Genomic DNA, 20,229 nt, shown 5'->3' with positions numbered 1-20,229 from the left:
CCGACGGTCACCGGTGCACTGGGCGGTTCCGCCCGCGCTTACCGCCTACCGCCTACGGGGCCGGGGGCGGTCCGCCCGGGCTTTCGGCGCCGCCGTCCGGGACGGGCGCCGGCGGGCGGTACGCGGCCGAGGCGGGGATCCCGGTCAGCGGGCCGCCGCCGCCCGCCTCGGGCCCGCCGTCCGGCCCATGGCCCGTGACAGGGTCCGGGCCGGGCCCGGCGTTTTGGTGCGGCCCGCCCCCACCGGTACCGCCCCAGGTCCCCGTACCGCCACCGGCCCCCGTACCGCCGCGCGGGCGGCCGTCGCCGGTGTCCGGTGAGGCGCCGCCGGGCGGGCCCGAGGGCGCGCCTCCTCCGGTGCGCCCGCCCGGGTCCCGCCCGGTACCCGCGCTCGGGTTCGCGGACGGGCCGTCGGGGCGGTAGGCGCCGCGCGGCTCACCGGCTTCCGCTTCCGCTTCCTCGCCGGTGGCGCGGGGGTCCCGGTCCTCGCGCGGGTCCTCGCCGCGTACCTCCATGCCCTCCGCCACCTGGAGGTCGAACCCCCGGGGCGGGGTGCCGCTGAGCGCCATCCGGGTGTAGTCGCCCCAGATCTGCGCGGGGGTCCCGCCGCCGTTCATCCGGTCCTCGCCCAGCGCCCCGTACAGCGACTTCTGCGCCCCGGTCTCCGGGTCCTGGCCCATGACCGTGACCACGGTCGCCAGGTCCGGGGTGTAGCCGGCGAACCAGGCCGCCCGATCGTGCTCGGCGGTGCCGGTCTTGCCGGCGGCGGGGCGGCCGGCCGCCTGGGCGGCGGAGCCGGTGCCGTCCTGGACGACGCTGCGCAGCATCGCGGTGGTGGTGTCGGCGGCCTCCCGGCTGACCGCCTGCCGGGTGCGCGACCTGGGCAGCTTCACCTCCTCGCCGGCCGGGTGGCCGCCCCGCCCGCCACCGAGCCGCTCGACCTTCCGCACCAGGGTGTACTCGCCGTGCCGGCCGTGGTTGGCGAGGGTGGCGTAGGCCTCGGCCATGTCGAGGACGCTGGCGGTGGCGGGGCCGAGCGCGATGGAGGGGGAGGGGTTGAGGTCGGGGGTGTCGGCGGGCAGCCCGAGCCCGATGGCGGTCTGCTCGACCTTGGCCGGGCCGACGTCCACGGCGAGCTGGGCGTAGACGGCGTTGACGGACCGGTCGGTGGCGGTGCGCACACTGATCGGGCCGTGGTCGACGTCGTCCTCGTTGCCCGGGGCGTAGGCCTTGCCCCGCCAGCCCTGCACCGGGCGCTTGTTGGCGCCGTCGTACATGGTCTCGGGGGTGATGCGCTCGCCGTCCTGGGTGCGGGCGCCGCTGTGCACGGCGGCGGCGAAGACGAACGGCTTGAAGGTGGAGCCCACCTGGTAGTCGCGGCGGGTGGCGTTGTTGACGTACTGCCGGGTGTAGTCGAAGCCCCCGTACATGGCGAGGACCCGGCCGGTGGCGGGGTCGACCGAGGCGCCGCCGACCCGTAGGTAGCGGTCGGTCTCGTTGGAGCCGTCGAGCCGGGACATCACCTGGTTGTCGACGGCCTGGACCAGCGCCTCCTGCTTGGCCCGCTGGATGGTGGTGGTGATGCGGAAGCCGCCCTGCCGCAGGGTCTCCCGGTCCACGATGCCGCGTTCGGTGAGGTACTGGCCGACGGCCTGGACGAGGTAGCCGCGCTGTCCGGACACCCCGGTGGTGGCCTCGGACTCGTAGGGGGTGGGGAAGGTGGCGTCGGCCCGGTCGGCGCGGCTGAGCCAGCGTTCGCCGACCATGGCGTCCATGACGTAGGACCAGCGCCGCATCGCCTTGTCCAGGTTGGCGGGGTGCGCGGTCACGTCGTAGGCGCTGGGGGCGTTGAGCAGGGTGGCGAGGTAGCCGCCCTCGGCGGGGTCGAGTTGCTGGACGTCCTTGCCGTAGTAGGCGCGGGCGGCGGCCTGGATGCCGTAGGCGTTGCGCCCGTAGAAGCTGGTGTTGAGGTAGCCCTCGAAGATCTCGTCCTTGGACTTCTCGCGGTCCAGCTTGATGGAGATGAAGAACTCCTTCACCTTCCGCAGCAGGGTGCGTTCCTGGCCCAGGTAGTAGTTCTTGACGTACTGCTGGGTGATGGTGGAACCGCCCTGGGTGCCCTTGCCGGTGACGGTGTTCCAGGCCGCGCGGGCCATCGCCTCGGGGTCCACGGCGGGCTTGGTGTAGAAGTCGCGGTCCTCGGCGGCGAGCACGGCGTGCTGGACGGAGCGCGGGACGCGGGCCAGCGGCACGCTCTCCCGGTTGACGTCACCCGCCTGGGTGATCTGGGTGCCGTCGCTGTAGAGGTAGACGTTCGACTGGGCGGTGGCGGCGGCGTTGGCGGGCGGGATGGCGACCAGGTGGTAGCCGAGGAAGAAGCCGCCGACCAGGAGCGCGGCGCCGAGGAGCAGGGCGCCCAGCAGCATCCGCCAGGTGGGCAGCAGCCGCCGCCAGCCACTGCGTCTGCGGCGCCGCCGGCGCTCGGCGCGTGCGGCCCGCCGCCCCTGGCCGCGCGGACCGGTACGGAATGCCCGCCCGCCCCCGCCCGGTCCGCCGAGGCTCGGATCGCGGGGCTGCCACCCCGGCATCGATGGCACGTCGCTCAGTGGCATGTCGCTCATGTCTCCGCCCGCTCCGTCCGCCGTATGCCGCTTGTCTGCGATATCCGCCCTATGCGCCTTACAGTCCCTATCCGACTCATCAGGTGATCTGTACGAGTACGGCCTCCTCATAGTGCACGGCCGAACCGCCCATCCCCGGCAACGGCGGCCGGAAAAACATTCGCGGGCCCACCTGGCGGGCCGTTAGGCTCCACCGCTTCGGCGAGGATCCTTCGGCAGCGAAGCGAGGAGGGCGGGGAGGCATGCGGCTGTACGCGGTCGTGGCGGCCGGCGGCTTCCGGCGGTTCGCGACCTACCGGGTGGCCACCGCCGCCGGGGTCTTCACCAACACCGTCTTCGGCTTTGTGCTGGCCTACACCTATGTGGCCCTCTGGGAGGAGCGCCCGGGCCTCGGCGGCTACGACCTGCCGGAGGCGCTGGCGTACGTCTGGATCGGCCAGGCGCTGCTGGCGGCCTGCGGGCTGATGGCCGGCGGTGTCGAGGAGGAGATCATCGAGCGGATCCGGACCGGGGACATCGCCCTGGACCTGCACCGCCCGGCCGACCTCCAGCTGTGGTGGCTCTCGGTGTCACTGGGCCGGGCCGCCTTCCAGCTGCTGGGGCGCGGGGTGGCCCCGATGGCCGTCGGGGCGCTCGCCTTCGACCTGGCACTGCCCCAACACCCCCTCACCTGGCCGGCCTTCGTCCTCTCCGTGCTGCTGGGCGCGGTGGTGAGCTTCGCCATCTGGTTCCTGGTCGCGCTGAGCGCCTTCTGGCTGATGGACGGGGCCGGGGTGGGCCAGGTGGCCTGGCTCTCCGGGCTGTTCTTCTCCGGGATGCTGCTGCCGCTGAACCTCTTCCCGGGCGCGCTCGGCGATCTGGCCCGCGCGCTGCCCTGGTCGGCGCTGCTCCAGGTGCCGGCCGACGTCTTCCTGGAGAAGCGGACCGGCTGGGGGCTGCTGGAGGCGTACGCCTTCCAGGCCGGCTGGGCGGTCGTCCTGCTGGCCGCCGGCCGGCTGCTCCAGTCCATGGCCGCGCGCCGGGTGGTGGTGCAGGGTGGCTGAGACGATCGAGACGGCCGGGAAGGAACCGGGCCCGCTGCGCGAGGGCCTACGCGCCTACGGCCTCATCGTCGCGATGTGGATCCGCTCCACGATGGCGTACCGCTTCTCCTTCGCGATGTCCCTGTTCGCCAACTTCGCCACCACCGCGTTCGACTTCGTCGTCATCCTGCTGATGTTCAGCCATGTCCGGGGGCTCGGCGGCTTCTCCTTCGCCGAGGTCGCCTTCCTCTACGGGACCTCCTGCGCCGCCTTCGGCCTGGCCGACCTGGCGCTGGGCCAGGTCAGCCGGCTGGGCCGCCGCGTACGGGACGGCACCGTCGACCTGCTCCTGCTGCGCCCCGCGCCGGTGCTGGCCCAGGTCGCCGCCGACAAGTTCGCGCTGCGCCGCATCGGCCGCACCACCCAGGGCCTGATCGTCCTCATCTGGTCCCTGACGCTCCTGGACATCGCCTGGACCCCGGCCAAGCTCCTTCTCCTCCCCCTGATGGTGCTGACCGGGGCGCTGATCTTCGGCGCGGTGATGGTGGCCGGCGCGGCCTTCCAGTTCTGGGCGCAGGACGGCGCCGAGGTGGTGAACGCGTTCACCTACGGCGGCAACACCCTGCTCCAGTACCCGCCCTCGGTCTTCGCCCAGGACCTGGTGCGGGGTGTGGTCTACGGGGTGCCGCTGGCCTTCGTCAACTGGGTGCCCGCCCTGTACGTCCTGGACCGCGACCTCCCCGCCGACCTCCCCTCCTGGGCCGCCTTCTGCCCGCCCCTGGTCGCCGCGCTCTGCTGGATCCCGGCGGGCCTGGCCTGGCGGGTGGGGCTGCGGTCGTACCGGAGCACGGGGAGCTGAGGGGCCTCGCAGGCTCGGCGTCAGCAGGTGGGGCGCCCGACGTGTGGTGCGTGTGCCGGTCGGGCGCCCGGGGGCGTGGCTGCTTTACGGGTTACGGCTGGTCGAGCGCGCCGTCCCGCACACCGGCCTGGAAGGCCCGCCCCTGGTGGACGGTGAAGACCAGGGCGGGGCCGTGGCCGTGGGCTTTGGTGTCGCGGGTGGCGACATGGCCGTTGGGGAGGGCGGCCCGGAGGCCGGGCCAATGTCGTCACCGTGCGGCTGCTCGACGCCGACGGTGGTCTGACCGTCGAGGTGTGGGACGTGTCGCCGGAGCGGCCCGTCCTCACCGACGCGGCCGAGGAGGACGAGGGTGGGCGCGGGTTGGCGCTCGTCGGTGCCCTGGCCGCGCGCTGGGGGTCCGACGTGGGGCCGGGCGGCAAGGTCGTCTGGGCCGAACTGCAGGCGACGGCTACCTGAAGTGTCCGGATAGGGGCTGTTGGTCACTCTGTGGAGGCGTCAGAATGCGGGTAGTTACACCCTTCGCTGGAAGGAGCGGTATGCGAGGAAAGCACGGCGACGGCAAGGGCGGCGCGGAAGGGGACCAGCAGCAGTCCCCGCGGGAGTCGGACAGTCAGTGGACGAAGCCGGTGACGAATCCGCCGAAGAAACCGAAGAAGTGACCACACCCGATGTCCTGGCCGACGCCCTCGCTGCCAAGGGGGCGTTGCCAGACGAGTGGGCAACGGCGGTCCGGGCGGTGGCCCGGGCCGCGTTTCTGCCCGACGAGATCGAGGTCGGGGAGCAGCGCATCGACCGGCGGGTGGAGCCGGGGCGGTGGTTGGCGGCCGTGTATGACGACGTGCCGGTGACCACGCAGGTCAATGACGGCCGCCCCACACCCGAGGGCGCGTACCGGTTGCCGACCTCGTCCAGCTCGATGCCCTCGGTCATGCTGGAGATGCTGGGGCTGCTCGACGTACGGCCCGGGCAGCGGGTGCTGGAGGCGGGCACCGGTACCGGTTATCACGCGGCCTGGCTGTGCCACCGGTTGGGGGAACGGAACGCCACGTCGGTGGACATCGACGGGGGTTTGGTGGAGGCGGCCGGGGAGGCGCTGGCGGCCAGCGGGTTCGCGCCTCGGCTGGGGGTGGGGGACGCGGCCGCCGGGTGGGCGGAGGGGGCGCCGTATGACCGGCTGATCGCGACCTACACCGTGCCGGAGATCCCGTACGCCTGGGTCGAGCAGACGCCGGGTGGACGGATCGTCGCTCCTTGGGGTGGCAGTTTCTTCGCTCATTCTTATGCCGTGCTGGAGGTGGAGGAGGGGCGGGCGGTGGGCCGGTTTGCCGGGTGGCCCGCGTTCATGGGGAGTCGGGTGGCCCGCCCGCACCGGGGGTTTCTGGGCGACTTCTACCGGCGGGGTGAGCAGGGGGAGCGCGGGCGTACGGGGATCGATCCGCGTGCGTTCGCGGGGGACGCCGACGGGCTGTTCTTCGTCGGGCTGGCGCTCCCCGACGCCTGGTATCTGCTCGCCGAGGCGGCGGACGGCAGCGGGGAGGCCACCTTGTGGCTGCTGGCGGACGACCGCCGCTCCTGGGCGACCGTCGGGTACGTACCCAGGCGGGGTGAAGAGTACGAGGTGGAGCAGTTCGGGGCGCGGCGGCTGTGGACCGAGGCCGAGGGCGCTTACGGGGAGTGGCAGGACCTCGGGGCCCCCTCGCGGGACCGGGCCGGGCTCACCGTGGATGGGGGAGGGCAGCGGCTGTGGGTGGATACCCCCGATAACGAGTGGCACCGGTGAGGGGGCCGTCTCCCGGCCGGGAAATGGCGTGCCGAGGGGGCGTCTGCCCTGGAAGACTGTCCGGTTCGGGTGGGAACAGGGCTGACCGGGGAGCGTGTATGGCGGTGGTGGCGAGTGACGATGTGATCGTGCTCGACGAGGTGAGCAAGGTCTTCGACGTACGGCGGAAGACCGGGCTGCTGCGGCGGGAGCGGCGGCAGGTGCGGGCGGTGGACGGGATCAGCTTCCGGGTGGGCCGGGGGGAGATGGTCGGGTATATCGGGCCGAACGGCGCGGGCAAGTCGACCACCATCAAGATGCTGACGGGCATTCTGACGCCGAGCGGCGGGCGGTTGCGGGTGGCCGGGATCGACCCGTCGCCGGGCTCGCGGGGCGGGTGGGGTACGGGGGCGGGCAGCCGGGAGCGGACCCGGCTGGCGCGGCGGATCGGCGTGGTGTTCGGTCAGCGGACGACGCTGTGGTGGGACCTGCCGCTGCGGGACTCGTACCGTCTGGTGCACCGGATGTACCGGGTGCCGGACGACCGCTACCACGCCAATCTGGAGCGGTGTGTGGAGCAGCTGGACCTGGGTGAGCTGATGGATGTGCCGGTCCGCCAGCTGTCGCTGGGCCAGCGGATGCGCGGCGATATCGCGGCGGCGCTGCTGCACGACCCGGAGGTGCTGTATCTGGACGAGCCGACCATCGGGCTGGACGTGGTCTCCAAGGCGAAGGTGCGGGCCTTCCTCCGGGACCTCAACGCCGAGCGGGGCACCACGGTGCTGCTCACCACCCATGATCTCACCGATATCGAGCAGCTCTGCTCCCGGGTGATGGTGATCGACCACGGCCGGCTGATGTACGACGGGGCGCTGGCCGGGCTGCACGAGGTGGGGGAGAGCGAGCGGACCCTGGTGGTGGACCTGGAGCGGGAGCTTCCGCCGATCGAGGAGGAGGGCGCCCGGGTGGTACGGGTGGAGGGTCCGCGCCAGTGGCTCGCGTTCCCCGCCGCCCGCTCGGCCGCGCCGCTGGTGGCCCGGATCGCGGACCGGTACCCGCTGATGGACCTGTCGGTGCGGGAGCCGGACATCGAGGCGGTGATCGCCAAGATGTACGCCGAGCGGTCGGGGAGGCCAACGGAGGAAGAAGGGGAGGGGGCCGGGGTGGAGCCGGACGGGCAGCGCGTATAGCCGCCCGGACCCGGGCACGGGCCGCTTGCTCGGTCAGGCCTGCCGGGTGGGCTTGGTGCGCCTTAGGCTGATCGTATGACCGACGAACTGCCCGCGATGCGGGCCTCGGACGCCGAGCGAGAGCAGACCGCGGAACGCCTGCGGGAGGCGATGGCCGAGGGGCGGCTGGACATGGCGGAGTTCCAGGAGCGGCTGGACGCCGCGTACACCGCTCGTACCCGGGGTGAGCTGGTTCCGCTGGTCCGGGACCTGCCGGTGGCCGGGTCTGGGGCCCTGCCCGAAGGGCTGGAGGGCCCGGGTCACAGCTGGGTGGGCCGGGTGGGCAAGCCCGCCACCTCCCGGGGAGGGTTCGCGTTCTGGGGCGGCTTCGCGCGGCGCGGCAAGTGGACGGTCGGCCGGGCGTTCACCGGCGTCGCCATCCAGGCCGGCGGCGAGATCGATCTGCGGGAAGCGGACTTCGAGGACCGCGAGATCGTCATCCGCTGCTTCACCCTGATGGGCGGGATCGCGGTGACCGTGCCGCCGGAGCTGCATGTGGAGGTCACCGGCTTCGGTTTCATGGGCGGCTTCGACGACCGGGGCGCGGGTGAGGGCACCCCCGGCTCGCCCCGCGTCCGGATCACCGGCTTCGCCCTGATGGGCGGCGTCGGCGTGGAGCGCAAGCGGCGCAAGGGCGAGAAGAAGCGGCTGGAGAAGGAACGGCGGGCCGGGGAGCTGGAGGGGTAGTCGGCCCGCGCCGGGCATCACCGTGCCGGTGGGCGGGAACTCGACGTGCGGCTCGGGAGTACCTCAGGTAGGGACGAGGACGTACGGGCCGGGGCCGGGGGAGTCAGCCCGACCGGTCCCCGACACGCAGGCGTACGACGGGTGGAGTGGATGAACCAGACGAAGGGCCCGGCGGCGGGTTTCTCGGCGGCGGGCTTCGCGTACACGGCCGCGGACGAGGAGAAGCGCCGCGGGGTGCGCCGGATGAAGCTCACCGCCACCGGGCTGCTGCTGCTCGTGGCGGTGGTGTACGTGCTGGCCACCTGGGCCGGGCGGTCCGGTGTCACCGGCTGGCCCGGCTATGTGGCGGCCGCCGCCGAGGCGGGCATGGTCGGCGCGCTGGCGGACTGGTTCGCGGTCACCGCCCTGTTCAAGCGCCCGCTGGGGCTGCCGATCCCGCACACCGCGATCATCCCGACCAAGAAGGACCAGCTCGGCGCCTCGCTGGGCTCCTTCGTGGGCGAGAACTTCCTGTCCGGCGACGTGGTACGCGGGCGGCTGCGGGCGCTCGGCATCGTGGGCCGGGTCGGCGGCTGGCTCGCCGAGCCCGCGCACGCCGACCGGGTCACCGCCGAGCTGGCCACCGCGCTGCGCGGTGCGCTGACCGTGCTGCGGGACGCCGATGTGCAGGCCGTGGTGGGCGAGGCCATCACCCGGCGGGCGGAGGCGGTGGAGATCGCCCCGGGCGCCGGGAAGACCCTGGAGAAGATCGTCGCTGACGGCGCCCACCGCCGCGCCGTGGACCTGGTGTGCGCCCGCGCCCATGACTGGCTGGTGCTGCACGCCGACTCGGTGATGGACGCGGTGCAGGGCGGCGCGCCGGGCTGGACGCCCCGGTTCGTGGACCGCAAGGTCGGCGACCGTGTCTACAAGGAGCTGCTGCGGTTCGTCACCGAGATGCGGGACATGCCCGGCCACCCGGCGCGCGGCGCACTCGACCGGTTCCTCGCCGACTTCGCGGCCGATCTTCAGGGGGACACCGACACCCGGGCCCGGGTGGAGCGGCTCAAGTCCGACCTGGTGGCCCGCCCGGAGGTGCAGGACATCATCGCCTCCGCCTGGTCCTCGGTACGGGCCATGATCCTCTCGGCGGCCGAGGACGAGCGCAGCGAGCTGCGGCTGCGGGCCCGGGCCTCGCTGATCTCTCTGGGCAACCGGCTGGCCGGCGACAGCCGGCTCCAGACCAAGGCGGAGGGCTGGATCGAGGACGCGGCGGTCTATGTGGTGACCACCTACCGCACCGAGATCACCTCGCTGATCAGCGACACCGTGGCGAGCTGGGACGCGGACCAGACCTCCCGGAAGATCGAGGCCCATATCGGCCGCGACCTGCAGTTCATCCGGATCAACGGCACGGTCGTCGGCGCGCTGGCCGGTCTGCTGATCTACACCCTCTCGCACGCGTTCGGCGGCTGAGCCGCCTCCGGACATCCTCGAGGGTGGTGCCGGGCGGGTGACCGGCCCCTGCCCGACCGGTCACCCGTCCAGCCACCCTGGGGAGGCACCCGGTAGTACGGAGGGGGAGGCGCCGGCGTTCAGTACCCGTGGGAACCGGTCGGCCTCAGGCGCGTACGTTGCGGCCGACGGCCCAGGAGGCGGCGGCCATCGCCCCGGCGACCGAGAACACCGCGGGCCAGGCGCCGACCTTCTTGGCCAGCGGGTGCGATCCGGCGAACGCGGCCACATACGCGGCGGTCAGCGCGGCCGCGGCCTTGCCGCCGCTGTCGCGCGTCCACTCCCGCGCCGCCACGGTGCCGGCCGCCGCCAGAGCCACCCCGCCCAGCGGCCGCTTCTTGGTCCACCGTGCCACGGCGTACCCGCCGACCAGCCCGCTCGCCGCCACCACCGTCGCCGGAATCCTGGCCATGTCCGTCCTCCTGTCCGTTGCCACGCCCATCGCGCGACTCCCTTGCCACGCCCGTCGCGACCGGGGGTCGCGCTCCGCGACCGAGGCTAGTACGGCACCGATACGGCGGTACGCCGGGGCGGGTGGCTCAGCCGTTGTCGCAGCCGACGCCGTCGTTGTCGCGGTCCAGATGGCGGGCGTAGCCGGGTTCGCCCCGGTGGACGGGGGCGGCGCCGGCGGCCCGGGCGGCGGCGCAGTTGGCGTAGTAGACGTCCTCGGTGCCGGAGGTGTCCTCGTTGCTGCCGCTGTCGTCCGCGGCGGCCGGGGCGGGGGTCTCGCGGGTCACCGTGGCGGTCGCGGTGACGGTGACCTTGGTGGTCGCGGTGGCGGTGACCGTCCTGGTGGCGGTGACGGTGGGGGCGGGCTTGGCGGCGGCCGGGGTCGCGGCCGGGGTGGCCGTGACGGTGGCCGTCGCCGTGACGGTGGAGGCGGGCGCGGCCGCCTTTGCGGAGGTGCCCGAGGCCCCGTCGGAGGAGGTCGCGGCACCGCAGCCGGCGCCGACCAGCAGGAGGACCAGACCGCCGGCCCAGACCCGCTTCATCCGGTGCGGTGGACGGGCGGCGGGCGGGAGCGGGGCGGGCGGCGGCGGGACGAACGGGCCCTGGGGGTGCGGCTGGTACGGGTTCGTCATGGCGGCGTCTCCCTCTGACCTGGGCTGACGTGGGGCCTGGTGCACCAGTCGTTCCCCGTGATGAGGGATGAACGTACAGTGGTTGAAGTGTGAAGGAAAGATGGACGACCGCCCGAATGTATGTTCGGTGCCGGGCGGTCGTCCGTGCCGGTGCCGGTGCCGGTGCCGGTTGGCGGTGGGCGGTCAGAAGCGCTGGGTGCCGTGGCAGTCCGCGTACGGGAGCTCCGAGCCGCACCAGCAGGGCGCCGTGCGCAGCGGCGGCCAGGGGGTGGCGTGGCCGCGGGCGGCCAGGGTGGTGGCGTACTGGGGGAGCAGCGCGGCGTTGGACGGCGCGGTCGCCTCGGAGGCGGCGAACGCCTCGTAGGACGGGACCGTGCCGCGTACGACGCCCAGGTTCGGGGTGCCCGCGGCGGCCAGTTCGCGCAGCGAGGCCTCCAGATCGGTGAGGTGCGCCCGGTGCGTCGGGTACTCGGACTCCAGCTCCGGGTAGGCGGCGAGGAGTTCGTCCAGCTCGTCCTTGGACCACAGCAGCACCGCCACCGGGAACGGGCGGGAGAGCGCCACGCGGTAGGAGCCCAGCTCGGAGCGGAGCCGTGCGATCTCCGCCTGGAGCTCGGCCGGGTCGGAGGAGCCGAGCGCCCACAGCCGCTTGGGGTCGTGGAGCTCGTCCAGGGATACCGGGGCGGTGTGCAGCCGGTCGGCCAGCCGGTCCCAGCCGTCGTGGTCCAGCGCCAGCAGCCGGCGCACCCGGTGCCGTCCGGTCAGCAGCGACTGCGCCGGATACGGCACCTCCTCGTCGCCGTCGGCCACCAGCGCCTCGGCCGCGGTGGTGAACGTCGCCTCCGACTCCTCCAGTTCATCGTGGGCCTCCAGCGTCTCCGCCAGCACCTCCCAGGCGGCGGCGTCGGCCGGGGGCGTCGCCCGGACCCCGGCGATAATGGCGCGGGCCTCGGCCTCATGGCCGTACTCCCACAGGTTCGCCGCCTTCAGGGCCCTGATGAGCTGGGGGTTCTCCGGGGCGTCGGCGGCCAGCAGCTCGTCGTAGAGCGGGGTGGCCCTGGCCGGGTCGCCGGCCACCTCCAGATGGGCGGCGGCGCGCAGCAGCAACGGCTCGCGGTCCTCGGGGTACTGCGCCGCGGTGCGGAGCAGGCGCTCGGCTTCGGTGATGTGGTCGGCAGGCGTGTCGGGGCGCATGGGTGACACCGTACTGCTGTGCGCGGGGGAGCAGCGGGGAGGTCGGGAAGAGGGGCCGAAGGGTGCGGGAGGACGTCTCGTGGAGGGCTCTCGCGGAGGGTTCTCACGGACGGTGGGGGAGGGTGGCGGGATCCGGGAACTCCTGTTCGGGGCGGGGCGTTACAGTGTCGCGGGAGGGGGTGACAGGGATGGACCGCATCGGGATGACGGCAGGGACCGGCATGAAGGCCGGGATCAGGACCGGGGCCGAGGCCGGCGGGCGCGTGGGCGCTCGGCCGCTGCCGTGGCGGGCCGGGCCGCTGTTCGTCCTCCTGGTCTCCCTGGGCCTGCTGTCCGTGCTGTACGCGGACGGTGGGGCGTTCTCCGCCGCCGTGGCCCTGACCGCCGTCGGCGCCGCCTTCTCGGCCTGCGCCGCCCTCGCTCCCCGCCTGGTCCCCGTAGTGCCGCCGGGCAGGGTGCGGACCGCTCTGCGGGACCGTGAGCGGCGCACCTCCTTCCTGCCGCAGCGCGATCCCGACGCCTCGGGGCGAATACGCCCGAGGGCGCCCGGTCGTCCGGTCACGACGGCCGCGTAGGGGCGCCCGGCGCGCGAGCGACCGGACACCATCGCCTCGGCAGCACCCACCCGTACCCGGGCCCCTCCGCACTTCGGTGCGCCGGCGCCTTCGGTGCGCCCGCACCGCCGGTGCACGCATGGCTGGGTGCACCGCCGCCGGGCCATGCGTCCCCGTGGTCCGTCCTTCCGAGAATCCCGACACCGACACCGCCGGTCTCGCGGCCGGCGCTGTCATGCCCTTTCCTCGGTATGACGAGACCCCCGGAGGGTTCGCTTCCCATGTCCGCCCTTGCCTCCCCCCTGTCCGCCCTCGCTTCCCCCATGTCCGCCGCCGCCTCGCTCGTCGAGGAGCTGGCCGGCTTGCTCCAGCCCGTCTTCCACGGTTCGGCGACGGCCGCCGCGATCGTGCTGCTCACCATGCTGGTGCGGCTCGCCGTCCATCCGCTGGCCCGGGCGGCGGCCCGGGGGCAGCAGGCCCGGGTGCGGCTCGCCCCGCGCATCGCCGAGCTACGCAAGCGGCACGCCAGGGACCCCGAGCGGATGCAGCGCGCCGTGCTGGAGCTGCACACCGAGGAGAAGGTGTCGCCGCTGGCCGGCTGCCTGCCGAGCCTGGCCCAGGCACCGGCGTTCCTGCTGATGTTCCACCTGTTCTCCGGCGGGCGGCTGGGCGACCACACCCTGCTCGCCGCCCCGCTGGGCGGCCGGTGGACCGACGCGCTGGCCCACGGCGGGCTCTTCGGCCCGGCCGGGCTGGTGTACCTGGCGCTGTTCGCGATCGTCGCCGCCGTCGGCACGTACACCTACCGGCGCGGTCGGCGGGACCTGGCCGCGATGCCGGCGACGGCGGTGGAGGGCCCCGGCGGTGCCGCGGTCGGCGGGCTGACCAAGGTCATGCCGCTGCTCGGCTACGCCACCCTGATCACCGTCGCCGTGGTGCCGCTCGCCGCCGCGCTGTACGTGGTCACCTCCACCGCCTGGACCGCCGCCGAGCGCGCCTACCTGTACCGGGGCGGGGCCGCCGCACCCGTCACGGCCTGACGGGGGGAGGGCCCTGGCCCCTGGTGTGAACAGGGTCCAGGGAATGAACAGGGTCTTGCGGGACGGATCGGGCTCTTGGAGGATCGACCAATCCTGACGATGGCCGCACCCCATCGGCCGGGGCTCACCTCGACCACAGGGAGAAGACCATGAAGCTGCTGCGCGTCGGGACGGCCGGCGCCGAGCGGCCGGCGTTGCTGGACCGGGACGGCACTCTGCGGGACCTGTCGGCGATCGTCGCGGACATCGACGGCAACCTGCTCTCCGATGCCGCCCTGCTCGACCGGATCAGGGCCGCCGCCGGGGCCGGTGTGCTGCCCCCGCTGGACGGTACGGGGCTGCGGATCGGCCCCCCGGTCGCCCGGATCGGCAAGGTGGTCTGCATCGGGCTGAACTACCACGACCACGCGGCCGAGACCGGCGCCGCGACCCCGGCGGAACCGGTGGTCTTCCTGAAGGCGCCGGACACCGTCGTCGGCCCGGACGACACCGTCCTGGTGCCGCGCGGCAGCGCCAAGACGGACTGGGAGGTGGAGCTCGCGGTCGTCATCGGCCGCACCGCCCGCTATCTGGAGTCGGCCGAGGAGGGCTTGGCCCATGTCGCCGGGTACGCGGTCTCGCACGATGTCTCCGAGCGGGAGTTCCAGATCGAGCGCGGCGGCACCTGGGACAAGGGCAAGAACTGCGAGACGTTCAATCCGCTGGGCCCCTGGCTGGTCACCGCCGACGAGGTGCCCGACCCGCAGGCGCTCGGCCTGCGGCTGCGGGTCAACGGCGAACTGCGGCAGAACGGCTCCACCGCGGACCAGATCTTCCCGGTCGGCGAAGTGGTGCGCTACCTCAGCCACTTCATGACCCTGTACCCCGGGGACATCGTCAACACCGGCACCCCGGCGGGGGTCGCGATGGGCCAGCCCGAGCCCAAGCCGTACCTCCGGGCCGGGGACGTGGTGGAGCTGGAGGTCGACGGACTCGGCCGCCAGCGGCAGGAGCTGAAGGACGCGTAGGGGTACGGGGAGGGGGCGGGCGGCCCGGGTCCGGGGACGCCCGCCCCGGAGGCCCGGACCGGACTCCGAAGCGGGGTGGCCGGTGGCGGGACCGTCGTGAGGTGATCGACGCGATCGCCTTCACGTTCCAGTCCGGAACGCAGTGGATCCACCTGCCGGAGAAGTACGGCAATGGGCGAGGCATCCACAACCGGCTGCGGATGTGGGCCGTCGATGGCATCGGGGAGCGGGTGTTCACGGAGCCGATGGCCCGGCCTGTGTGTACCGCGTCGCCGCGGACGGCCCCGAACCAGGCGGGACGTAGTCCTGGCCGACAAGGCGTGGGATCGATCGGTACACCCATTGTCAGACGCTGCTGGCAGCATCACCGCCATGAACGCCATATTCGCCACCCCGCTGCGGCCGTTCGGCATCACCGCGCTCTTCCCTCAGCTGGCCCCGCTGGCGCGCACGGCGACCCGGCTGCACCCGCGGCCGGGGGTGCCGACCGTGCACGACAGCTCCGTCGGCGGGCCGCTGCTGTGGCCCGCCGACGAGCCGTGGCCGTACTGCGACGAGCCGCACGACAGCGGCGCGTCGCCGGTGGTCCATTCACCGGACGACGTCCGGATCCTCCGCCAGGACCGTGCCGCAGCGGCCGAGCGGCGGCGCCTCGACCCCGAGGCACCCCAGTGGACTCCCGAGGAACGGGCGACCTGGGAGCGGCTCGCGGACCGCCCGTGGTTCGACGGCCCGATCCCCCTCCTGCCCGTCGCCCAGCTCTACGCCCGTGACGTCCCCTTCCCGTGCCCGCCCGACGCGGACCTCCTCCAGGTCCTGTGGTGCCCCTTCGACCACGCGGAACACGCCAGCCCCAAGACCGCACTGTTCTGGCGCCTCTCGGCAACCGTCACCGATGTCCTCGAGGTACCACCCGAGCCGCCCATCGTCCAGCGCGACTGCTACCTCCCAGAGCCGTGCCTGTTCTCACCGGAGCAGGTCACCGAGTACCCCCACCCCTCGGAGCTGGACGAGGAACTTCAGGACCAGCTGGACGACATGAGCCGCTGGGAGTCGATCGACCCCGCGCGCTACCACACGTATGCGGACGACCCGGGCGAGCTCTACCTGAACAACCTCTCCACCGCCCCCGGCTGGAAGACCGGCGGCTGGACCCGCTGGAGCCGCACCGACCCCAAGCCCCGCCCCTGCCCCGAGTGCGGCACCGAGGAGGTCCCGCTCCTCACCATCGCCTCCTTGGAATGGGACAGCGGCAGCGGGACCTGGATCGCCGAGGAGGAACCGGCGAACCCGGCCCCACCTCCCCGGGGCGGCAACTTCACCTCGATCGACATCGTCGGCGGCTACAACGTCCAGCTCCACGCCTGCCCGGTAGACCCGTCCCACCCCCCTATCGAGCTGGTCCCGTAAGCAAGCCTGGCACCCAAGTACACCGAGACGCCACGAGCACGCCACATCGGCACCACGATCGACTCTCCAGGCAGCAGCCTTGGCCAATTACCAGATGATCCGAACGACGGGCCCTAGCCCCGCTCCGTGAACCGGGTCAGGGCCTCCACCACCAGGGCGTGGTCGTCCAGTTGCGGCAGGCCCGACACCGTCACCGTGCCGACCGCGCCCGCGCCCCGCACGGTCAGGGGGAACGAGCCGCCGTGCGCGGCGTAGCGGTCCGGGTCCAGCCGGGAGTCGGTGTCGAAGGACTTGCCCCGGGCGCGGAAGCGGGTGCCGACCAGCAGCGAGCTGTCGCCGTACCGCTCCACCACCCGGCGCTTGCGGTCGATCCAGTCGTCGTTGTCGGCGCTGGAGCCGGGCAGCGCGGCGTGGAAGAGCTGCTGCGGGCCGCGCCGGATGTCGATCGCCACCGGCAGGGCGCGCTCACGCGCCAGCTCCACCAGCAGGGTGCCCAGCGCCCAGGCGTCCTCATGGGTGAGGCGGTCCAGGGCCAGCGCCTCCTGCTGGGCGGTCAGTTCCTCGACGGCGGCCGGGTCGGCGGGAAGGGCGCTCACAGGGTCACCGCCACGCCCTCGCGGGCGGACCGGCGGGCCGCCTCCAGTACGTCCAGGGCGTGCGCCGCCTCGGCGGCGGTGACCGGCGGGGGCGTACCGTCGCGCAGCGCGGCGGCGATGCCCGCGTAGTACGCCGGGTAGTCGCCGGGCAGCGAGGGCGCCGGGCGCACCTCGTCCCCCGCGCCGACCGTGCCCCACTGCGACTCGGGCTCCACACCCCAGCCCTCCGGCCCGGGCGCCCCGGGACGGGTGCCCGCCCGGAGTGCCGCCTCCTGCGGGTCCAGCCCGTACGTCACATAGCCGGCGCGCGAGCCCAGCACCCGGAAGCGCGGGCCCAGCCGGGCCGCGGTCGCGCTCACCCAGAGATGGGAGCGGACGCCGCCGGCGTGGGTGACGGCGATGAAGGTGTCGTCGTCGGCCTCCGCGCCGGGGCGGCGGACGTCCGACTCCGCGTACACCCGTACCGCCGGGCCGAACAGCGTCAGCGCCTGGTCGACCACATGGCTGCCCAGGTCGTACAGCAGCCCGCCGATCTCCTCCGGCGCCCCGGACTCCCGCCAGCCGCCCTTGGGCTTGGGCCGCCAGCGTTCGAAGCGGGATTCAAAGCGCTGGACGTCCCCCAGCTCGCCGCCGTCCAGCAGGGCGCGCAGAGTGAGGAAGTCGTTGTCCCAGCGGCGGTTCTGGAAGACCGAGAGCAGCAGCCCGCGCTCCTCGGCGAGCGAGGCCAGCGCCCGCGCCTCGGCCGCGGTGCCGGCCACCGGCTTGTCCACCACGACCGGCAGCCCGGCCCGCAGGGCGGCGGTGGCGAGGGAGACATGGGTCTTGTTGGGGGAGGCGATGACGGCCAGGTCCAGCCCGTCCGGTCCGCCACCGGCCCGCGCCCACAGCTCCTCCGCCGAGTCGGCGAAGGAGACCTCCGGGAACTCGGCCCGGGCCTGCTCGCGCCGCTCGGGGTTCGCGGTGACGACCGTGTCCAGGACCAGGCCCTCGGTGGCGGCGATCAGCGGGGCGTGGAACACCGAGCCGGCCAGGCCGTAGCCGATCAGCCCGACCCGCAGCGGCGCCGGGGAGGGGGTGTCCGGGGGTGGGGTATGCGGAGTGGTGGCAGTCATGCCCCCCACTTAAGCAACGCTGTTGCCAAACTGCAAGCAACCCCCACAATGGAGCCGTGAACATGGGTCTGGGTGCGAATCTGCCGGCACTGCGCAACCACAACACCGCACTGGTGCTGGGGCTGCTGCGGGCAGCCGGCGAGGAGGGGGTCAGCCGGCTGGAGCTGGCCGAGCTGACCGCCCTCACCCCGCAGGCGGTCAGCAAGATCACCGCGCGGCTGCGGTCGGACGGCCTCGCCGAGGACGGGGGCCGCCGCGCCTCCACCGGCGGCAAACCGCGCACCGTGCTGCGGCTGGTCCCCGGCGCCGCGCACGCGGTGGGCCTGCATCTGGACCGGGACGAGCTGACCGCGGTCCTGGTCGACCTCGCGGGCACCGTGGTGGAGGCGAACACCGTGGCGCTGGACCTGGGCGCGGGCGCGGAGGTGGTGATGGAGGTCGCCGAGGGCGAGGTCGCGGCCCTGACCGGCGCCCGGGGAAGCGGCGCGCGGAGAGACGGCACCCGGGAAGACGGCACCCGGGGCGGCACGGACGGGAAGGGCGGAGGGGACGGTCACGGCGGAGGCCGGGGCGTCCGGGGTGCCCGCGGGGGGCGGCAGCGTACGGGGGAGTCCTCCGGGCGGCGGCCGGTGCTCGGGGTCGGGGTGGCGATGCCCGGGCCGCTGGACCACCTGGCCGGCGTCCCGCACCGGGTGACCGGCTTTCCCGAGTGGAACGGCTTCCCGCTCCGCGACGCCCTCGCCGACCGGCTGGGCCTGCCCGTCGTGCTGGACAAGGACACCAACACCGCCGCGCTGGCTCTCGCCCTGCGCGGCCGGGACGAGGAGGGGCCGGCACCGCACCCGGGCTCCTTCGCATACCTCCATGTGGGTACGGGGCTGGGCGCCGGGCTCGTCCTCGACGGGGCCGTCTACCGGGGCCCGCGCACCGCCGCGGGGGAGTTCGGCCACCAGACGGTCCAGTTGGACGGGCCGCCCTGCGGCTGCGGCGGGCGCGGCTGCCTGGAGGCGCTCTGCCTGGCCGCCGTGGCCCGGGGCGACACGGCGGGGGCGGCCCGGGTGCTCGGCGCGGGCGCGGCCAACCTGGTGGGGCTGCTGGACATCGACCGGGTGCTGCTCGGCGGCCGGGTGGTCACCGCCGCCCCCGCGGCCTTCCTCGCAGGCGTGGCCGCGGTGCTGGCGGAGCGCGCCCGGCGCAGCGGCGAACCCGCCGTCCCGGTCGCCCTCGCCGAGGACCCGGCCGACGCCGATGACGGCAAGAGCCCCTACCCCGATGACGACAAGAACCCCGGCACCGACGCCGCCTCCGACCGCGCCGCCTCCGGGCATCTGATCGCCGAGGGCGCCGCCCAACTGGTGCTCGCACCCCTCTTGGGGCGCTGACGCCGGACAGCCTCCCAGTGGGGCCCATGCGTACGGCCGTACGGCGGAATGGCCCGGTCCGCGCGGTACGCGGGAGGCGCGGCGTGGGAGGTTCTCGGGGCACGACTGCCCACGCCCGCCCCGCCCTGACGGCCAGGCCCCGGTCCCTCGGGACGGCGCTGTCCCGGCGGGGGCCAGGTCCCCGCGGAGGCCCGCCATGCGACTGCGTACCGCTCCCGCCGTCGGAGTCACCGCCGCCGTGCTCGCCCTGGGCGCGGCCGGTGCCGCCGCCGCACCGGGGCAGGCCGTCGGCCACGGCGAAACCGGCCGTACGGGGATCGGCCATACGGGGATCGGCCGGACCGGGGCCGGGGCGCACCCGGCGCGGATGGAGCCCGACCGGGGGCCCGGGCCGGACCGCGGCGCGTTCGAGGCGGAACTGCCGAGCCGGCAGCCGACCTGCGGTGACCCGGCCGCCCGGGAGTTCCCGATCCGCACCCGCGTCCTCGGCGGCCCGGCCGCGTACCAGCCCGGCGGCGGCTTCCACCGCTGGAGCGTGGAGCTGACCAACACCACCGCCCAGGCCTGCGGCAACATCCACCCGGTCATCGTCTTCACCGACCGCTCCCGCACCCTGCGCCCGGCCCAGGTCCAGCTGGAGTTCGCCGAGGAGGACGGCGGCGGACGGCACTATCCGGCGACCGTGGAGACCACCGACCGGCATGAGCTGGTCGGCGTCCTGGACGACAGCGCCGACGGCTTCCCCGGCTACACGGTCCCGCCCGGCCGGACGGTCAGCGTGCCCGTCCGGCTCGCCTTCACCTCCGACACCGGGCCCGACACCATCACGGTCAACGCGGCGATCGTGCAGCGCCGAGGTGACGACGGGGACTGGGTCGGCGAGTCGCCCGACTACCGGTTCACGCTCCGCGACGGCGGCCGGACCGGTGAGCGGGCCGAGGAGCTGCCCCGTACCGGCCGGAACGTGCTGATCCTGGCGGGCGCCGCCGCCGGCGCCTTCACCCTCGGCGCCGGGATAGTCGCCCTCGCCGCCCGCCTCCGCCACCGCCGGAGCTGAGCCCTCCCCGCCCGGAGCCCCAGGGCCGGAGAGCTGAGACCTCCCGGCCGGGGAGCCCCGCCGCCGGAGTTGAGCCCTCTCCGCCGGGGGAGCCCCGCCGCTGTAGTCGAGCCCTCCCCGCCCGG

At 74.1% G+C, this 20,229-nt stretch carries 19 protein-coding genes and 3 pseudogenes; 15 read left to right on the top strand and 7 right to left on the bottom strand.

The window, feature by feature from the left end; genetic code table 11:
• Window positions 1-52 precede the first annotated feature (52 nt).
• Window positions 53-2,620: a transglycosylase domain-containing protein gene (locus ABZ945_RS28865; RefSeq protein ID WP_361275355.1), complete on the bottom strand. Its 2,568-nt coding sequence runs from the start codon at window positions 2,618-2,620 to the stop codon at window positions 53-55.
• A gap of 242 nt (window positions 2,621-2,862) precedes the next feature.
• Here ABZ945_RS28865 and ABZ945_RS28860 point away from each other — a divergent pair, with 242 nt between their 5' ends.
• Complete coding sequence (locus ABZ945_RS28860) at window positions 2,863-3,663, top strand: ABC-2 family transporter protein (RefSeq protein WP_361275353.1); 801 nt, start codon at window positions 2,863-2,865, stop codon at window positions 3,661-3,663.
• Between the two features lie 73 nt (window positions 3,664-3,736).
• Window positions 3,737-4,501, top strand: coding sequence for an ABC transporter permease (locus tag ABZ945_RS28855; protein WP_361275415.1), 765 nt, complete (start codon window positions 3,737-3,739; stop codon window positions 4,499-4,501).
• A 91-nt stretch (window positions 4,502-4,592) separates the two neighbouring features.
• Here the strand turns inward: ABZ945_RS28855 and ABZ945_RS28850 are convergent.
• Window positions 4,593-4,712 (bottom strand): annotated as a pseudogene (locus ABZ945_RS28850) (DUF397 domain-containing protein); the annotation flags it as partial.
• 20 nt (window positions 4,713-4,732) lie between these two features.
• Between ABZ945_RS28850 and ABZ945_RS28845 the strand changes: the two are divergent.
• The 6 genes and pseudogenes from ABZ945_RS28845 to ABZ945_RS28820 form a co-directional block, all read left to right on the top strand.
• Window positions 4,733-4,957 (top strand): annotated as a pseudogene (locus ABZ945_RS28845) (ATP-binding protein); the annotation flags it as partial.
• A gap of 80 nt (window positions 4,958-5,037) precedes the next feature.
• Window positions 5,038-5,160 carry a hypothetical protein gene (locus ABZ945_RS28840; protein WP_361275350.1) on the top strand — a complete coding sequence of 41 codons (123 nt, stop codon included), beginning with the start codon at window positions 5,038-5,040 and terminating at the stop codon, window positions 5,158-5,160.
• Window positions 5,157-6,281 (top strand): methyltransferase domain-containing protein, encoded by a 1,125-nt coding sequence (locus ABZ945_RS28835; RefSeq protein ID WP_361275347.1) that lies wholly within the window; start codon window positions 5,157-5,159, stop codon window positions 6,279-6,281. The genes ABZ945_RS28840 and ABZ945_RS28835 overlap by 4 nt, the downstream gene beginning before the upstream one ends.
• Before the next feature lie 98 nt (window positions 6,282-6,379).
• A complete protein-coding gene (locus ABZ945_RS28830; RefSeq protein ID WP_361275345.1) occupies window positions 6,380-7,450 on the top strand; it encodes an ATP-binding cassette domain-containing protein in 1,071 nt (356 codons plus the stop codon).
• A 75-nt stretch (window positions 7,451-7,525) separates the two neighbouring features.
• Window positions 7,526-8,176 (top strand): DUF1707 domain-containing protein, encoded by a 651-nt coding sequence (locus tag ABZ945_RS28825; RefSeq protein ID WP_361275342.1) that lies wholly within the window; start codon window positions 7,526-7,528, stop codon window positions 8,174-8,176.
• Window positions 8,177-8,326: 150 nt separating this feature from the next.
• Window positions 8,327-9,631, top strand: coding sequence for a DUF445 domain-containing protein (locus ABZ945_RS28820; protein ID WP_361275340.1), 1,305 nt, complete (start codon window positions 8,327-8,329; stop codon window positions 9,629-9,631).
• 145 nt (window positions 9,632-9,776) lie between these two features.
• Here ABZ945_RS28820 and ABZ945_RS28815 read toward each other — a convergent pair whose 3' ends face one another.
• The 3 genes from ABZ945_RS28815 to ABZ945_RS28805 all read right to left on the bottom strand — a co-directional run bounded on the left by ABZ945_RS28815 (window position 9,777) and on the right by ABZ945_RS28805 (window position 11,946).
• Window positions 9,777-10,082, bottom strand: coding sequence for a hypothetical protein (locus ABZ945_RS28815; protein ID WP_361275337.1), 306 nt, complete (start codon window positions 10,080-10,082; stop codon window positions 9,777-9,779).
• Window positions 10,083-10,209: 127 nt separating this feature from the next.
• Complete coding sequence (locus tag ABZ945_RS28810) at window positions 10,210-10,752, bottom strand: excalibur calcium-binding domain-containing protein (protein WP_361275335.1); 543 nt, start codon at window positions 10,750-10,752, stop codon at window positions 10,210-10,212.
• Window positions 10,753-10,935: 183 nt separating this feature from the next.
• On the bottom strand, window positions 10,936-11,946 hold the full coding sequence (locus ABZ945_RS28805) for an SEC-C metal-binding domain-containing protein (RefSeq protein ID WP_361275332.1): 1,011 nt from the start codon (window positions 11,944-11,946) through the stop codon (window positions 10,936-10,938).
• Window positions 11,947-12,149: 203 nt separating this feature from the next.
• Here ABZ945_RS28805 and ABZ945_RS28800 point away from each other — a divergent pair, with 203 nt between their 5' ends.
• The 5 genes and pseudogenes from ABZ945_RS28800 (at window position 12,150) to ABZ945_RS28780 (ending at window position 15,957) form a co-directional block, all read left to right on the top strand.
• A complete protein-coding gene (locus ABZ945_RS28800; RefSeq protein WP_361275328.1) occupies window positions 12,150-12,521 on the top strand; it encodes a DUF6412 domain-containing protein in 372 nt (123 codons plus the stop codon).
• A gap of 260 nt (window positions 12,522-12,781) precedes the next feature.
• Complete coding sequence (gene yidC / locus ABZ945_RS28795) at window positions 12,782-13,540, top strand: membrane protein insertase YidC (RefSeq protein ID WP_361275325.1); 759 nt, start codon at window positions 12,782-12,784, stop codon at window positions 13,538-13,540.
• Between the two features lie 149 nt (window positions 13,541-13,689).
• Window positions 13,690-14,547, top strand: a complete 858-nt coding sequence (locus tag ABZ945_RS28790; RefSeq protein WP_361275322.1) for a fumarylacetoacetate hydrolase family protein — start codon at window positions 13,690-13,692, stop codon at window positions 14,545-14,547.
• A gap of 74 nt (window positions 14,548-14,621) precedes the next feature.
• Window positions 14,622-14,771 (top strand): annotated as a pseudogene (locus ABZ945_RS28785) (transposase); the annotation flags it as partial.
• A 148-nt stretch (window positions 14,772-14,919) separates the two neighbouring features.
• Window positions 14,920-15,957, top strand: a complete 1,038-nt coding sequence (locus ABZ945_RS28780; RefSeq protein WP_361275320.1) for a hypothetical protein — start codon at window positions 14,920-14,922, stop codon at window positions 15,955-15,957.
• A gap of 113 nt (window positions 15,958-16,070) precedes the next feature.
• On the opposite strand, the gene ABZ945_RS28775 is transcribed toward ABZ945_RS28780, so the two are convergent.
• Window positions 16,071-16,514: a heme-degrading domain-containing protein gene (locus ABZ945_RS28775; protein WP_361275413.1), complete on the bottom strand. Its 444-nt coding sequence runs from the start codon at window positions 16,512-16,514 to the stop codon at window positions 16,071-16,073.
• Between the two features lie 35 nt (window positions 16,515-16,549).
• On the bottom strand, window positions 16,550-17,665 hold the full coding sequence (locus ABZ945_RS28770) for a Gfo/Idh/MocA family oxidoreductase (protein ID WP_361275317.1): 1,116 nt from the start codon (window positions 17,663-17,665) through the stop codon (window positions 16,550-16,552).
• A 62-nt stretch (window positions 17,666-17,727) separates the two neighbouring features.
• Here ABZ945_RS28770 and ABZ945_RS28765 point away from each other — a divergent pair, with 62 nt between their 5' ends.
• Together ABZ945_RS28765 and ABZ945_RS28760 are read left to right on the top strand one after the other, a co-directional pair.
• A complete protein-coding gene (locus ABZ945_RS28765; protein ID WP_361275410.1) occupies window positions 17,728-19,047 on the top strand; it encodes an ROK family transcriptional regulator in 1,320 nt (439 codons plus the stop codon).
• A 196-nt stretch (window positions 19,048-19,243) separates the two neighbouring features.
• Window positions 19,244-20,104, top strand: a complete 861-nt coding sequence (locus ABZ945_RS28760) for a cell wall protein (RefSeq protein WP_361275314.1) — start codon at window positions 19,244-19,246, stop codon at window positions 20,102-20,104.
• Window positions 20,105-20,229: the final 125 nt, after the last annotated feature.

It is taken from the genome of Streptomyces sp. NPDC046887, assembly GCF_040644755.1.
Taxonomy (GTDB): domain Bacteria; phylum Actinomycetota; class Actinomycetes; order Streptomycetales; family Streptomycetaceae; genus Streptomyces; species Streptomyces lichenis.
The sequence above is the reverse complement of the archived record's forward strand: the minus strand, read 5'-3'. Positions and strand labels throughout refer to the sequence as shown.

Bases quoted from the DNA above. Each gene is read 5' to 3' on its own strand.
- ABZ945_RS28840 (WP_361275350.1), top strand. From the start codon at position 5,038: ATGCGAGGAAAGCACGGCGACGGCAAGGGCGGCGCGGAAGGGGACCAG.
- ABZ945_RS28770 (WP_361275317.1), bottom strand. From the start codon at position 17,665: ATGACTGCCACCACTCCGCATACCCCACCCCCGGACACCCCCTCCCCG.
- ABZ945_RS28820 (WP_361275340.1), top strand. From the start codon at position 8,327: ATGAACCAGACGAAGGGCCCGGCGGCGGGTTTCTCGGCGGCGGGCTTC.
- ABZ945_RS28855 (WP_361275415.1), top strand. From the start codon at position 3,737: ATGTGGATCCGCTCCACGATGGCGTACCGCTTCTCCTTCGCGATGTCC.
- ABZ945_RS28800 (WP_361275328.1), top strand. From the start codon at position 12,150: ATGACGGCAGGGACCGGCATGAAGGCCGGGATCAGGACCGGGGCCGAG.
- ABZ945_RS28790 (WP_361275322.1), top strand. From the start codon at position 13,690: ATGAAGCTGCTGCGCGTCGGGACGGCCGGCGCCGAGCGGCCGGCGTTG.
- ABZ945_RS28760 (WP_361275314.1), top strand. From the start codon at position 19,244: ATGCGACTGCGTACCGCTCCCGCCGTCGGAGTCACCGCCGCCGTGCTC.
- ABZ945_RS28810 (WP_361275335.1), bottom strand. From the start codon at position 10,752: ATGACGAACCCGTACCAGCCGCACCCCCAGGGCCCGTTCGTCCCGCCG.
- ABZ945_RS28830 (WP_361275345.1), top strand. From the start codon at position 6,380: ATGGCGGTGGTGGCGAGTGACGATGTGATCGTGCTCGACGAGGTGAGC.
- ABZ945_RS28825 (WP_361275342.1), top strand. From the start codon at position 7,526: ATGACCGACGAACTGCCCGCGATGCGGGCCTCGGACGCCGAGCGAGAG.
- ABZ945_RS28815 (WP_361275337.1), bottom strand. From the start codon at position 10,082: ATGGCCAGGATTCCGGCGACGGTGGTGGCGGCGAGCGGGCTGGTCGGC.
- ABZ945_RS28805 (WP_361275332.1), bottom strand. From the start codon at position 11,946: ATGCGCCCCGACACGCCTGCCGACCACATCACCGAAGCCGAGCGCCTG.
- ABZ945_RS28765 (WP_361275410.1), top strand. From the start codon at position 17,728: ATGGGTCTGGGTGCGAATCTGCCGGCACTGCGCAACCACAACACCGCA.
- ABZ945_RS28780 (WP_361275320.1), top strand. From the start codon at position 14,920: ATGAACGCCATATTCGCCACCCCGCTGCGGCCGTTCGGCATCACCGCG.
- ABZ945_RS28865 (WP_361275355.1), bottom strand. From the start codon at position 2,620: ATGAGCGACATGCCACTGAGCGACGTGCCATCGATGCCGGGGTGGCAG.
- yidC (WP_361275325.1), top strand. From the start codon at position 12,782: ATGTCCGCCCTTGCCTCCCCCCTGTCCGCCCTCGCTTCCCCCATGTCC.
- ABZ945_RS28860 (WP_361275353.1), top strand. From the start codon at position 2,863: ATGCGGCTGTACGCGGTCGTGGCGGCCGGCGGCTTCCGGCGGTTCGCG.